12 protein-coding genes are annotated in these 13,080 nt (G+C 68.5%); 1 reads left to right on the top strand and 11 read right to left on the bottom strand.

Features of this window, described 5'->3' with window-relative positions; genetic code table 11:
* The first annotated feature begins 9 nt into the window (after nucleotides 1-9).
* A complete protein-coding gene (locus tag HWX14_RS24650; RefSeq protein WP_175884971.1) occupies nucleotides 10-1,272 on the top strand; it encodes a serine hydrolase domain-containing protein in 1,263 nt (420 codons plus the stop codon).
* Between the two features lie 249 nt (nucleotides 1,273-1,521).
* Here HWX14_RS24650 and HWX14_RS24645 read toward each other — a convergent pair whose 3' ends face one another.
* The 11 genes from HWX14_RS24645 to HWX14_RS24595 all read right to left on the bottom strand — a co-directional run bounded on the left by HWX14_RS24645 (nucleotide 1,522) and on the right by HWX14_RS24595 (nucleotide 13,078).
* Complete coding sequence (locus tag HWX14_RS24645; RefSeq protein WP_175884970.1) at nucleotides 1,522-2,496, bottom strand: type II secretion system F family protein; 975 nt, start codon at nucleotides 2,494-2,496, stop codon at nucleotides 1,522-1,524.
* A gap of 36 nt (nucleotides 2,497-2,532) precedes the next feature.
* Nucleotides 2,533-3,510, bottom strand: a complete 978-nt coding sequence (locus HWX14_RS24640) for a type II secretion system F family protein (protein ID WP_175884969.1) — start codon at nucleotides 3,508-3,510, stop codon at nucleotides 2,533-2,535.
* Between the two features lie 35 nt (nucleotides 3,511-3,545).
* Nucleotides 3,546-4,913: a CpaF family protein gene (locus HWX14_RS24635; RefSeq protein WP_175884968.1), complete on the bottom strand. Its 1,368-nt coding sequence runs from the start codon at nucleotides 4,911-4,913 to the stop codon at nucleotides 3,546-3,548.
* Between the two features lie 18 nt (nucleotides 4,914-4,931).
* Nucleotides 4,932-6,140 carry an AAA family ATPase gene (locus HWX14_RS24630; protein WP_175884967.1) on the bottom strand — a complete coding sequence of 403 codons (1,209 nt, stop codon included), beginning with the start codon at nucleotides 6,138-6,140 and terminating at the stop codon, nucleotides 4,932-4,934.
* 22 nt (nucleotides 6,141-6,162) lie between these two features.
* Nucleotides 6,163-6,606 (bottom strand): TadE family protein, encoded by a 444-nt coding sequence (locus HWX14_RS24625; protein ID WP_175884966.1) that lies wholly within the window; start codon nucleotides 6,604-6,606, stop codon nucleotides 6,163-6,165.
* On the bottom strand, nucleotides 6,603-7,139 hold the full coding sequence (locus tag HWX14_RS24620; RefSeq protein WP_175884965.1) for a TadE family protein: 537 nt from the start codon (nucleotides 7,137-7,139) through the stop codon (nucleotides 6,603-6,605). The genes HWX14_RS24625 and HWX14_RS24620 overlap by 4 nt, the downstream gene beginning before the upstream one ends.
* Nucleotides 7,140-7,152: 13 nt before the next feature.
* Nucleotides 7,153-8,424, bottom strand: a complete 1,272-nt coding sequence (locus tag HWX14_RS24615) for a TadE/TadG family type IV pilus assembly protein (RefSeq protein ID WP_175884964.1) — start codon at nucleotides 8,422-8,424, stop codon at nucleotides 7,153-7,155.
* 25 nt (nucleotides 8,425-8,449) lie between these two features.
* Nucleotides 8,450-8,746 carry a hypothetical protein gene (locus tag HWX14_RS24610; protein WP_175884963.1) on the bottom strand — a complete coding sequence of 99 codons (297 nt, stop codon included), beginning with the start codon at nucleotides 8,744-8,746 and terminating at the stop codon, nucleotides 8,450-8,452.
* A gap of 20 nt (nucleotides 8,747-8,766) precedes the next feature.
* Nucleotides 8,767-10,698 (bottom strand): type II and III secretion system protein family protein, encoded by a 1,932-nt coding sequence (locus HWX14_RS24605; protein ID WP_175884962.1) that lies wholly within the window; start codon nucleotides 10,696-10,698, stop codon nucleotides 8,767-8,769.
* A gap of 104 nt (nucleotides 10,699-10,802) precedes the next feature.
* Complete coding sequence (cpaB, locus tag HWX14_RS24600; protein WP_175884961.1) at nucleotides 10,803-11,642, bottom strand: Flp pilus assembly protein CpaB; 840 nt, start codon at nucleotides 11,640-11,642, stop codon at nucleotides 10,803-10,805.
* Between the two features lie 35 nt (nucleotides 11,643-11,677).
* Nucleotides 11,678-13,078 carry an ATP-binding protein gene (locus HWX14_RS24595; RefSeq protein WP_175884960.1) on the bottom strand — a complete coding sequence of 467 codons (1,401 nt, stop codon included), beginning with the start codon at nucleotides 13,076-13,078 and terminating at the stop codon, nucleotides 11,678-11,680.
* Nucleotides 13,079-13,080 lie beyond the last annotated feature (2 nt).

The raw sequence follows: 13,080 nt of genomic DNA, 5'->3' as shown, positions 1-13,080 counted from the left end.
GACCGCGCCATGGCTACTTCAGCAACCGTCAGGTTCTGGTCGGGCGCGGCGAAACGGCTGGTGCGCGACATGGTTGCCGTCGCACCGGCCGCCGTCATCGGGCTGGCGGTATCCGCGTGCGGCGGCGACAGTTCGCTCACCTCCGGCAGCCCGGCCTTCGCGAACACCGCGCGGCCGCAGATCAACGCGCTGCTCGCGGACACGATGACGTCCGGCGCGGTCGTCTACGTGCAGTCGCCGCAAGGCAACTGGCTCGAATCGTTCGGCACCGCCGTGCGCGGCACGACCACGCCGATCCCGACCGGCGCGCATTTTCGCGTCGGCAGCATCACGAAGACGTGGACCGGCACGGTGATCCTGCAACTCGTGCAGGAAGGCCGGCTGAGCCTGAGCGACACCGTCGACAAGTTCGTCGCGAACGTGCCCAACGGCAATACGATCACGATCGAGCAATTGCTGCGCATGCGCAGCGGCCTCTACAACTACTCGACCAGCCTCGCGTTCAACCAGATGCTCGATGCGCAGCCCGACAAGGTCTGGACCACGACGGAACTGCTCGACATCGCCGCAGGCCAGCCGGTCTATTTCGCGCCGGGCGCCGATTTTCGCTACTCGAACACGAATACGGTGCTGCTCGGGCTCATCATCGAGCGGCTCACCGGCATGAGCGCGGCCGACGCAATGAACGCACGCCTGTTCGCGCCGTTCGGCCTGACCCACACGTCGCTCCCGCCGCAAACGAATACGGCGCTGCCGGCGCCCGCGCCGCACGGTTATCAATGGGGCACCAATGCGGAGACGACCGACAGCGACGCGCTGTCGCCCGAACGTCAGGCGGAAGCGAAAAACGGGACGCTGCAGCCGACCGACGTGACCGGCGTCAACACGTCGTGGGCTTGGACGGCCGGCTCCGGCATCTCGACCGTGACCGAACTGGCCGCGTACGTGCAGCGGATGGTCGGCGGCGGCTACCTGAACGCCGACCTGCAGGCGCAACGCCTCGCCAGTTGCACGCCGACCGATCCGTCCGACCCGAAGTCGGCCAGCTACTGCATGGGTCTCGCCAAATTCGGCACGTTCTACGGGCACACGGGCGAGATACCGGGCTTCAATACCTTCATGGGCTACGACCCGGCAACGAAGACGACGATCGTCACGTGGACGACCACAGCCGCCGCGCCGGACGGACACGCACCGGCCAACAAGATCGCGCAGATCGTCATGGACGAACTCGGCAAGTCGGCGGAAGTGCCTGACGAAGGGCGGCCGTGACGCGCCGCCGCCTCGGCGGTTAGCAGTAGGGGGCAGCCGTGAAGGCGGTGGACTACGGCTCGTTCCATGATCGACCATGGGTCCAGGATGCATTGACGCCGCTATGATCGACCTGTCTCGCGGCGCCGCCTGGGGAGGGAGCCTCCATGAAGCCTGTTGCCGTGCCGGCCGCCGCGTGGCCACCGAGTGGCCGCGGGGCCGGCACCTCCAGCCTTTATCGATGCGCGCGACGCCGCATCCGCGCGCCGCTCATTGCGCGACGCCGACGAGCGTGGGCAGCAGCACGCGATAGACGTGAATCATCGCCGGCCCGAGCAGCACCATCATCAGCGCGGGAAAGATGCAGAAGATCAGCGGAAACAGCAGCTTCAGCGCGATCTTCGCCGCACGTTCCTCCGCGCGCATCCGGCGCCGCGTGCGCAGCATGTCCGACAGCACGCGCAGCGATTCGCCGATGCTCGTGCCGAACCGGTCGGCCTGGATCAGCATCGCGCAGAACGATTCGATGTCCTCCACGCCGGTGCGCAGCGCGAGATTGCGCAGCGCCGTCTCCTTCGTGAAGCCGGAGCGCATCTCGAGCAGCAGCAGGTCGAGTTCGCTCGCGACCACCTCGCTGCGAAACCGCAGTTCCTCGCTCACCTTCATCAGCGCTGCATCGAGCCCGAGCCCTGCCTCGACGCACACCGTCAGCAGGTCGAGCGCGTCCGGGAAATCCTCGAAGATCTTCTGCTGGCGCACCTTGACCCGCTGCGACAGCACGACGTTCGGGATGTAGTAGCCGATGCCGGCGAGCGCCACGAGGATCAGCGACAGCAGCGCGCGCTCGTCGCCGAGCGACGTCGTGATCAGCGCCAGCAGCGCCGCGCACGGCAGGCCGAGCGCGAGCATCGTCTTCGCGGTGAAATACAGCGCGGCCGCGCTCGGGTTGCGCCAGCCGGCATTCATCAGCCGGATGCGCAGCGGCGAATTCTCCCAGCCCTCCTTCGGCACCGACAGCTTCGAGATCGGGGTGGACAGCTCGACCAGCTTCGCGACCCAGCGCGACGCCATGTCGTCGCCGTCGCCCGGGCCGGCGACGGCGCCCGCCCCGGCCCCGCCGGCCTGCTGGATCCGGCGCTGGATGCCGCGCGGCGCGAACAGCAGCATCGCGACGAGCACGCCGCCGGCCACGAAGATGAACAAGCCGCCCAGCATCACGGCCTGGACCACGCTCAGGTTTTGCATGACAACCTCGCAACGGTTCGTTATTCGGCTCGCGCGTCAGACGCGAATGCGCACGATACGGCGGATCCAGAACAGGCCGAACAGCATCGACACCAGCATCGTGCCGACCATCCGGATCCCGGCCGGATCCTCCCAGAGCACCGACAGGAATTCGCGGTTCAGCAGCGCCATCACCGCCGCGGTGCCGAACGGCAAGAGCCCGAGAATCCACGCCGACAGCCGCCCTTCCGCCGACAGCACGCGCACCTTGTCGAACAGCTTGAAGCGCTCGCGGATCAGCCCGGCGATGCTGTCGAGCAGCTCGGCCAGGTTGCCGCCCGTCTCGCGCTGGATCAGCACCGCGATCACGAAGTAGCGCAGGTCCTGCACCGGCACGCGCGTCGCGAGGTTCATCAGCGCGTCGTGCAGCGACACGCCGTAGTTGACCTCGTCGAAGGTGACGCGGAATTCGCCGCCCATCGGCTCGGAAAACTCGTCGCCGACCATCCCGAGCGTGCTCGTGAACGAATGGCCGGAACGCAGCGCGCGCGCGATCATGTCGCAGATCTCCGGCAACTGCCGTTCGAGCTTGCGCATCCTCCGTGCGCGGCAGCGCAGCACGTAAAACATCGGCACCCACCCGGCGAACAGCGCGATCGGCACCGCGGCGAGTTGCGGCAACCGCGCGAAACTCGCCGCGAACCACGTGAGCGCCGCGAACGCCGCGCTGAGCGTGATCAGCTTCGGCAGCGTCCAGTCGAGGCCCGACTGCTGGATCACGAGATCGAGCGTGTGCACGCGCGGCACGCGCAGCAGCAGCCGGTCGAACGGTTTCGACTCGTCGAGCATGCGCTTCTTCAGGATCGACAGCCGCTCCTGCTGGACGTTGCCGCCGGCCGACATCGCGCGAATGCGCGATTCGATCCGGCGCGCGGCGGCGCCGTGCCGCGCGTTCCACCATTGATAGACGCCCTCGATCGACAGCACGACCGCGACGAAGGTGAGAATCACAAAACCGTAAAAGATCGCATTCATGAGGCCTCTCCCCGGCAACAAACGGCGCCCTGGCGTCAGTCCGTCTCGTAACGCACGGACGGGTCGTACAGCGAATCCGGCAGGTCGATGCCGAACGCCTGCAGCCGCTCGACGAACTTCGGCCGCACGCCGGTCGCGCAGAAGTGGCCGCGCACCGCGCCGTCGCGGTCCACGCCCGTGCGCTTGAACGTGAAGATCTCCTGCATGTTGATGATGTCGCCTTCCATCCCGGTCAGTTCCTGGATGCTGACGATCTTGCGCTTGCCGTCGGTGAGCCGCGCCGCCTGCACGACCACCGAGATCGCCGACGCGATCTGCTGGCGCATCGTCTTCGGCGGCAGCGTCAGGCCGGACACGCTGACCATGTTCTCGAGCCGCGTCAGCGCGTCGCGCGGCGTGTTCGCGTGGATCGTCGCGAGCGAGCCTTCGTGGCCGGTGTTCATCGCGTTGAGCATGTCGAGCGCTTCGGCGCCGCGCACTTCGCCGAGGATGATCCGGTCCGGGCGCATCCGCAGCGCGTTGCGCACCAGCGTGCGCTGCGTGATCTCGCCCTTGCCCTCGATGTTCGGCGGGCGCGTTTCGAGCCGCAGCACGTGCGGCTGCTGCAGTTGCAGCTCCGCGGCGTCCTCGATCGTCACGATCCGCTCGTTGCGCGGAATGAAGCCGGACAGGATGTTGAGCAGCGTCGTCTTGCCGCTGCCGGTGCCGCCCGACACCAGCACGTTCACCTTCGCGCGCGACAGCGCGTCGAGCAGCTCGGCCATCGGCGGCGTCAGGCTGTGGAAGCGCACCAGGTCGTCCATCTTCAGCGGGTTGACCGCGAACCGCCGGATCGACATCAGCGGCCCGTCGATCGCGGACGGCGGGATGATCGCGTTCACGCGCGAGCCGTCCGGCAGCCGCGCGTCGACCATCGGGCTCGATTCGTCGATGCGGCGCCCGACGCGCGACACGATCTTCTCGATCACCTTCATCAGGTGCGCGTCGTCGTAGAACGTCACGTCGGTCAGTTCGAGCTGGCCGCAGCGCTCGACGTAGACCTGCCGGTACGTGTTCACGAGGATGTCGGAAATGCCGGGGTCGCGCAGCAGCGCTTCGAGCGGGCCGAAGCCGAACATCTCGTCGTACACGTCGATCGCGAGCTGGCGCCGCTCGATGTCGTTCGCCGGCACCCGCTCCTCGTCGAGGATGCGCGCGATCAGCGCGCCGATTTCCATGCGGACCTGATCCTGGTGCAGCCGCGACAGGCGCTCGAGCTCGACGCGCTCGAGCACGGCCAGGTGAATGTCGCGGCGCAACTTCTGGTATGCGTCGCGCACCGACGAATGCGCCGGGCCGGCCGGTTCGTTCCCCGCCGCCAGCGGCTGGGCCCGGTGCAAGGACATCTGTTCGCGCAATGACATGATGGTTCCCCGAAAGAATTACATCGACTTGAGCTTCGGCGTGGCCTTGCGGCCGAACAGCCGGGACATCAACGGTTCGCTGTGCGTCGCGCTGCGTCCCGCGCGCACTTCGCCGTCGACGAGTTGTTTCGCACAGCCCTGCAACGCCCGGGCGACCGCCGAGCCGCGCGCGAGCCGCGACACCGGATGGCCCTGGTTGATCGCTTCGAGCACGGTGTCGGCGTCGTCGGGAATCGTGCAGGAGGCCTGCAGGCCGAGCACTTCCTCGAGCGCGGTGCGGGTCCGCTCGCTCGCGCGCGTCGCGCGGTTCACGATCAGCCGCAGCTGGTCGGTCGAGTAGCCGAGCGACACGAGGATCTCCAGCAGCCGGCGGCCGGCGCGCACGTGCGGCATCGCGGGCTGCAGCACGATCTCGATCTGGTCGCTGCGATCGAGCGCGACCATCGACAGCGGATTGATGCCGACGCCGACGTCGAAGATCACGAAGTCGTAGCGCGGCGCGGCGACGCCGAGAATCCATTCGAGCGCGTCCTCGCGCATCTCGGCGGCCTTGACCGGGTCGCCGGCGCCCGCGAGCACGTGGAAGTTTTCCGTCACGTGCGCGACGCTCGCGTCGAGAAACGCGCTGTCGAGCCGCTCGATCTGCGCGCACAGTTGCGGCAGCGTCGACGGCGGGGTTTCGTCGCTGACGAGGAACGCCGCGTCGGCGAACTGTTGGTTCACGTCGATCAGCAGCACGCGGCGCTTGAAGCCCTCGGCGATCTCGAACGCGATGTTGCCGGCCGCGAAGCTCGTGCCGGCCCCGCCCTTGCACGACATGAACGACACGACCCGCGTGTCGTCGGTATCGCGCCGCGTGCTTTGCGCGGCCGCCCGTTCGAGCGCGCGGCCGAGCGCCTGCACATCGAGCGGCCACTGCAGCACGTCGCGCGCGCCCGCGCGCATCGCCTCCAGCAGCACGTGCGGCGATGCATCCGCGGCCACGAGGATGCAGGTCAGGCCCGCATGCGCGCGGCAGATGCGCTCGATCGCCGACAGCTCGGACGGCTCGAGCGACGTGCCGTCGACCAGCAGGATGTCGAACGCGTCGAGCCCGTCGGTGCGATGTTCGATCTGCGACGGGCGGCCGGTGGCGCGCGTCGTGCGATAGCGTCCGCAGTCGGCCACGAGACGCGCGATCTGCGTGAGCCGCGCGGTATCGTCGGAAGCTACGAGGATATTGATCATGTCGTGTGCCTCGTCTTTTCGATTAGTTGCAGGCTGAACCGCCCGTCGCGGAACTCAGGCTTTCGCGCGGCAGCGTCGTCGTGAACGGCGGCATCCTGACCGTGACGTTCACGAACGGGATCATGGTCTTGACGGTGACGTTCGTGACGCTCACCGTCACGAACGAGCACGTGTTGACGTCGCAGCTCGCCGGCGTGTAGCTGACCGACACGTTGCTGTCCGACAGCAGCGGCAGCAGCGACTTCACGCGCTTCACGATGCCCGCGGCGTTCACGTCGCAGACCACCGCCGTGCGCGCGCCGAGGCGCACGGCCTCGCTCGCGGTGTTCCAGTAGAACAGCACGCGGCCGAATTCGAAGATGCCGATCAGCAGCATGATCAGCACCGACGCGATCAGGGCGAACTCGACGATCGCCACGCCGCGCTGCGCGCGCCGGCGGGACAGCGGGAAATGGCGCGCGTTCATGAAACTTGCCTCATCACGGTGACGATGTTGCCGAAGGTGATCGACGGCAGCCCCGGGTATGCGGGAATCGGCTGGTACTTGTAGCCGGTGATCTTCACTTCGACGACGTTGATCGCGCCCGCCGCCGAACCGCTCGACGAGTTGTTGTTGTCCGCGTCGTAGGTCGGCAGGTTCGCGAACTGCGACGGATCGGACGCGTCGCTGCAGCCGGTCGTGTGCTGGGCGTCGCAGATCGTGACCATCGATGTCTTGAGCCCGGGCACCAGCTCGGTGCCCGACGTGCCGCACGTCGTGCTGCCGTAGACGACCAGGCACTGCGCCTGCGACACCGGATACGCGCTGTCGGTCGGCAACCAGACCGACAGGTAGCGCGCCGCGTCGCGGGTCGCCTTGGTCAGCGTCTCGTACTGGTAGATCGCGCGGCCGAACTCGGCCGCGCCGGTCGCCAGCAGGATCATCGGCATCAGCACGAGCGCGAACTCGACGGCCACCGCGCCACGGGCGCGCGAACGGCGAAACGGAAGCTTTTTCATGACCGTCTCCCTGCTATTGAACGAGCATCGGCACCTGGACCCCGGACGCGCTGCCGCTGCCGGGCAGCCCGTGCGTCGCGCACGGGCTGTTGGGGGACGCCGACGAGCCGAGGTATTCGAGGTGGGCGACGACCGGGCTGCTGCCGGGGCTGAACGGCAGCGGATCGAGCATCAGCACGCAATCCCACTGCGTCACGTGCAACTTGTGGCTGCTCCCCTGCAGCGTCGAACAGTCGCCTTCCGGCGCGAGCGCGAGACGGCGATCGCCGCCGTTGCTCTGGTAGTTGTTCGCCGAGCCGGACCAGCCGGTGTTGATGCCGGAGCCGCCGTTGGATGCGTCGTCGCCCTGGTAAGGCTTGAATTTCGTCCGGTCGATCACGAACTGCGTGTACGCATCGCCCTTGATGCCCGGCGTTCCGGGCGGCCCGTAGTCCGGGCCGACATACGCATAGCCGGTGAAGTCGGGCTGACCGCTCGAGCCGTTCGCACCGTTCGTATAGATCCCGAAGCGGGTATTCCAGGCGCGCAGCGATGCCGACTTCAGGCCCGTCGAGCCGAGATCGGGCGGGCTCGTGATGTTGCAGGTATTGCCCGACAGCTCGCTCGCGATGGTCGGTTCGTTCGTCGAGCCGTCGAGCGCCGCCCAGCCGAAATTGCCGGGCCCGTAGGTGGCCGACGAGCCGGACGGCGACGAAATCCAGTCGCCGACCTTGTACGGCGCCCCGGTCGCCGCGCGACACACGAACACCGGAATCGCGCAGGCCGTCTGCCCGCCGCCGACCGTCGCGATCGCGCTTGCCGACACTTCCGCCGCATTCGCGAGCTTGGTGCCCGGCAGCACGTTGAGCACCTCGATGAACCAGTGCGCGATGTTGCTGAGCGTCGCCGTGCACTTCACGTATTTCATGTTCGCCGGCGTCGCGACCGCGTTCTTCGCCAGGAACGGATTCGACAGCGAATCGCTGAACGTCACGTTCGCGTTGGTCAGCATCGGCACCGACTTGTTCTGGAAGAAACCGAAGTTCAGGTGGCCGGCGGCGATGCCGTTCGCCTCGGCCACCGACAGGCTGATCGCCGATGTCAGGTCGCGCGCGGCCGACAGCGCGCATGCATCGGCGCTGTTCTGCATCTCGCTGCGCGTGACGTACAGCTTGCCGAGATCCAGCGCGAGCCCGACGAACCCGATCATCACCGCCAGCGAGAGGCCGACGATGATCGCGACGGCACCGCGCTGGCGGTGCAGGCTGCGACGCGTGCGTTTCGGATAGCGGGCTGCGCGGTTCATGGCGTTCTCCCTGAGCGTGGTGCCGTTACTGCGAGGCCTTGCCGATGCCGATCACGAACGCATTGGCGGGCGGCTGGACCTGCTTGAACGACTTGTCGTAGTTGTCGAGCGCGGCCGCGGCGGCGGCGCCGTCGACCCCCGATGCCGATGCCGGATGTTCGCCGGCATGCGGATCGATGATCTGGGCGTGCATCACGGTGCGGACCGAATCGCCGAAGCGGCTGTCCCACACCGGGGTCGACGACATGCAGCCGGCAAGCGCGAACGCGAGCGGGACGGCGAGCGCCGCGCGGCGCACGAATACGAGGTAGGCGGATTTCATGAGCTTCCCCTTGGATGGCTTCAACGATCGGTGGACTGGGATTCCGCGCCCGCGCGTGCAACCTGCGCCTTGGGCGCCGCCGCGAGCCGGTGCTTCGTGCGCGCCGCCGGCTGGGCCGACGGTTCGGCGCCGGCGGCCGCGAGGCGCGCGGCGGCGGCTTCGATGCGTGCGACGCGCGCCGCGGTGGCCGGGTCGGACTGCGGGGCGGCGGCCGCGACCGGCGCCGGCGCCTTCGGCGGCTCGGCCGGTACCGGCGGCTGCACGTCGGCGTCTTGCGGCGCGCGCGGTGCGGGCAGCGCGGCCGGTGCGACCGGTGCTTCCGATTTCGGCGCCGGAGCGGGTGCCGGGGCCTGGGCCGGTGTCTGCGGCGCGGCGGCCGCGCCGTTCGCCGGTTGCATCGGCTGCACGCCTGCCTTGCGCACGCCGCCGCGGCCTTCCATGTTGCCGGTGGCGAAGACGTCGGCCTCGTTCGGCTTCGAGAAGCTGTCGGTCGGCAGCGCGACGTCGGCGGTCTGCAACGGCTTCACCAGGTGCGGCGTGATCAGGAAGATCAGCTCGGTGCGATCCTGCTGGAACGACGTGCTGCGGAACAGCGCGCCCAGCACCGGCACTTCGCCGACGCCCGGGATCGCCTTCAGCGCACCGCTCGCGTTGTCCTTGATCAGCCCGCCGATCGCGAACGATTCGCCGTCGCTCATCTGCACCGTCGTCGAGGCGCGCCGCGTCGTGATCAGCGGCAGGATCGACGTGCCGCCGATGTTGGACGCACTCAGCGTGACGCCCGTCTGCGACAGCTCCGACACTTCCGGCGCGACCTTCAGGCTGATCCGGCCGTTGGCCAGCACCGTCGGCGTGAACTTCAGCGCGACGCCGAATTCCTCTTCCTGCAGCGTGATCGACGAGACGCCGTTGCTGCCGCTCTGCGGGATCGGGATGAAGATCTTGCCGCCCGCGAGGAACGTCGCTTCCTGGCCGCTGATCGTCACGAGGTTCGGCTCCGCGAGGATCTTGACGAGGTTGTCGGTGTTCTGCGCGTCGGCCGCGATGCTGAACGGCTTGTTGTTCGCCTTGTTGAACACCGCGCCGCTCGCGACGCCCGCGAGCAGGTTGCTGACCAGCGCGCCGCTCCACGAACCGAACCCGCCCTGGATGTTGAACGCGCTGCCCATCTGGTTGATCAGCGTCTTCGACACCTCGGCCACCTTCACCTCGAGCATCACCTGCTGCGGCGACGTGACGTTCAGCATGTTGAGCACGCCGCCGCCCTGCTTGCCGCCTGCCGCATCGCCCCCGCTGTCGCCGTATGCATGGGCGATCTGCACGGCCTGCTGCGCGGCCTGCGAGCTCGACACGGTGCCGGCCAGCACGATCGTGCCGGCCGCGGTCGACACATGGATGTCGCGCTCGTTCGGCATCAGCTGCAGCAGCGACGCCTGCAGGCCGCCCGCGTCCGCGCCGACCGCGACGTCGATCACGCGGCATGCGCCGCTCCTGCCCTGCACGATCATGTTGGTCGTGCCGACCGCCAGCCCGAGGATGTACAGCGTCTGCGGCGACACCATCGTCGCCTGCGCGACGGCCGGATTGCCGATGGTCCGGTTGCGCACCGGCTCCGGCATCGGCACCAGCAGCGACTTGCCGAGCGGCACCGCGACACTGGTCGATTCGCGCACGGCGCCGACGCAGTTCGGCCCGCGCAGCGGCCCCGCCGATGCGGCGGGCGCGGCGGCCGGCACCGGCGCCATGCTGATCGTCATCTGCATCGGCCCCTTGCCGACCGCGGCCGGCGCGCTGGCGCCGCCCTTGGTCAGCACCGCCGATTCGATGCCTTCCTGCGCGAGCGCGCCATACACGGTCAGCCATCCCGAACAGAGGATCGCGGCCATCATCGTGCCCCGTGCGACGCGTGTGCGCAGTGGGCCGGTACCTGTGCGTTGCGGTTTGATCTTCATTTCGTCTGATCCCCCGAGAGACCGGCGCCGTGCCGGTTATCGACTTCCAAGGCCGCCGCGCGCTGCCGGCGGCCGGTTTGTTTGTGTGGCTGTATTGATTGACTTCAGAAACATTCGACGCTGCCCTTCACGCCCGTCAGCACGCCGACGCAGTCGCGCCGCGCTTCCGGCGCCGCATGCGACGCCACGTGCACGCGGACCGGCCGCGCATGGACGGGCGCCGGCGGCGCTTCCGGTGCGGGTTCCTTGCCGAGCAGCGTCATCTTGGTCGCGCCGTCGGTGTTCAGCGTCTTCTGGTCGACCTGGTTGCGCAGCACGAGCGACAGCGTGCCGACGCTGCGCGCGAGGTCGAGCCGTTCGGCCTGCTCGGGCGTGACTTCCAGCGTCACCGCGTTGACCACCTTCGGCGCGGTGTCGTCGCGGCTCACCTGCTGCGCGACGGCGAGCACGAGGATGTGCTCGAGCACGATCTTGGAGATGCTCTGCCCGTCCGTCTTGCCCTGCTGCGCCTGCGTGTTGACGATCACGTCGACGTAGTTGCCCGGCAGCGCGAAGCCCGCGACGCCGACCACGTCGTTCACGCGCACCGTGATCGCGCGGCTGCCGTCGGCGATCACCGCGGACAGCCCGCCCTTCGTGCCGACCGGCGCGAGCTTCGACTCGATCACCGGTTCGCCGCGCGACAGGCTGGTGCGCACGACGCGCCCTTCGAGCGCCTTCGTATCGGTGAACGCGCCGGTCGGCACGCTGCCGGCCGGCCAGCTCACCATGTGGATCTGGTTCGGCCCGAGCGGCTCGCCCAGGTTCAGGTCGGTGGTGGCCACCGCGACGGACGTGACCGAGCTCGTGGATGTCTGCATCAGCCAGCGGGAGGCGAATACGACCGCGGCAAGACCCGCGATCATAGCGACGACCAGCATCAGGACTGCTCGACTGTTTTTCATGGCAATGCTCCTCGACGAATCGTGAAAGAAACCGCTCAACCGGTGACGAACGTACGGCCTCCGCGCTCGATCGGCGGCGGATGGCTGCCGTCCCGTTCGGGCGCCGCGCCGAAGTAACTCGCCCACGCGTCGTACAGCGCGTCGTGCGTCACCTCGAGCGGATCGCCGCGGTAACGCGCGCCAGCGGCCACGAGGCGCAGCAGGTCCGCCGGAAAGCACGCAAGAAACGCCTTGCCGGTCGGCAGATGCAGCCGATGCAGCAGGAAGTCGAACGCATCGCTCGCCGACACGAGCCCGAACGACGCGCAGGCCGCGTCGTACACCGCGCGGTAGTCGTCGATCGACATCGCGCCAACGTGCAGCTTCGAGCCGAGGCGGCGCATGAACGCGTCGTCGCAGAACTGCTCCGGCGCGAGGTTGCTCGAGAACACCGGCCACACGTCGAACGGCAGCACGAAGCGGTTGCCGGATTCGAGCGTCATGAAATCGACGCCGCGATCGAGCGGACGCAGCCAGCGGTTGAGCAGGTCGCGCGGCTCGACGCGCTGGCGGCCGAGATCGTCGATCACGTACATGCCCATGTTCGCCTTCATGTGCGGCGGCGCCTGGTAGAAGCCGGCCGCTTCGTCGCGGCGCAGGTCGAGCTCGTCGAGCGTCAGCTCGCCGCCCGACATCACGACCGGCCGCCGGCACAGGCGCCAGCGGCGATCGACCGACTGGCCGCGCCCCGGCGTTTCCGCATCGACGTGCACGAGCGGGTCGTAGACCTGGATCACTTCGCCCGCCGCGCAGATCGCGTGCGGCACCGGCACGCGGCCGTGCATCAGCGCGCCGAGCCGCTCGGCGAGAAAGGTCTTGCCGCTGCCGGCCGGGCCGTAGATCAGCAGCGGCCGGCCCGCGTTCAGCGCGGCGGCCGCCGCATCGAGCACGGCCGTGTCGATCACGACGCCTTCGAACGCCGCCCACACGTCGCTCTGGCCGATGTGCAGCTTGCGCACCGAATGCGCGGCCACGCTCGCGAGATACGCGTCGAGCGTCACCGGCGCGGGCCCGCTGTAGCCGCTGCGCGCCACTTCCTCGAGCGCGAGCACGCGGCCCGCATCGGTCAGGCGGAACGTCACGTCGAGATCGGTCGCGCCGCGATGAACCAGCTCGACGAGATGCTCGCGCACCAGGAACGCGAAGACCTCGTCGAGCACCGCGAGCGGCAGGCAGTGCCGCTCGACCAGGTCGCCGTAAGACGGGCGGCCGAGCACCAGCGTCGACTTCAGCACGAGGCCGGCGACGAACGCCATGCTCAGCCCGGTTTCCGCGAGCGAGCGCGGCGCCGACGGCAATTGCGCGCCCAGCTTCGTATGGATCTCCCGCGACGGCGGCGGATCGGGCAGGCGTGCCACCTGCGCGTCGCGTGCCGGTTCGGTGTGGTTCGTGTTCATGA

This window comes from Burkholderia sp. BCC0044 (genome assembly GCF_902832955.1).
Taxonomy (GTDB): domain Bacteria; phylum Pseudomonadota; class Gammaproteobacteria; order Burkholderiales; family Burkholderiaceae; genus Burkholderia.
Note: the sequence above shows the minus strand (reverse complement) of the source record. Positions and strands in the feature narration are given on the sequence as shown.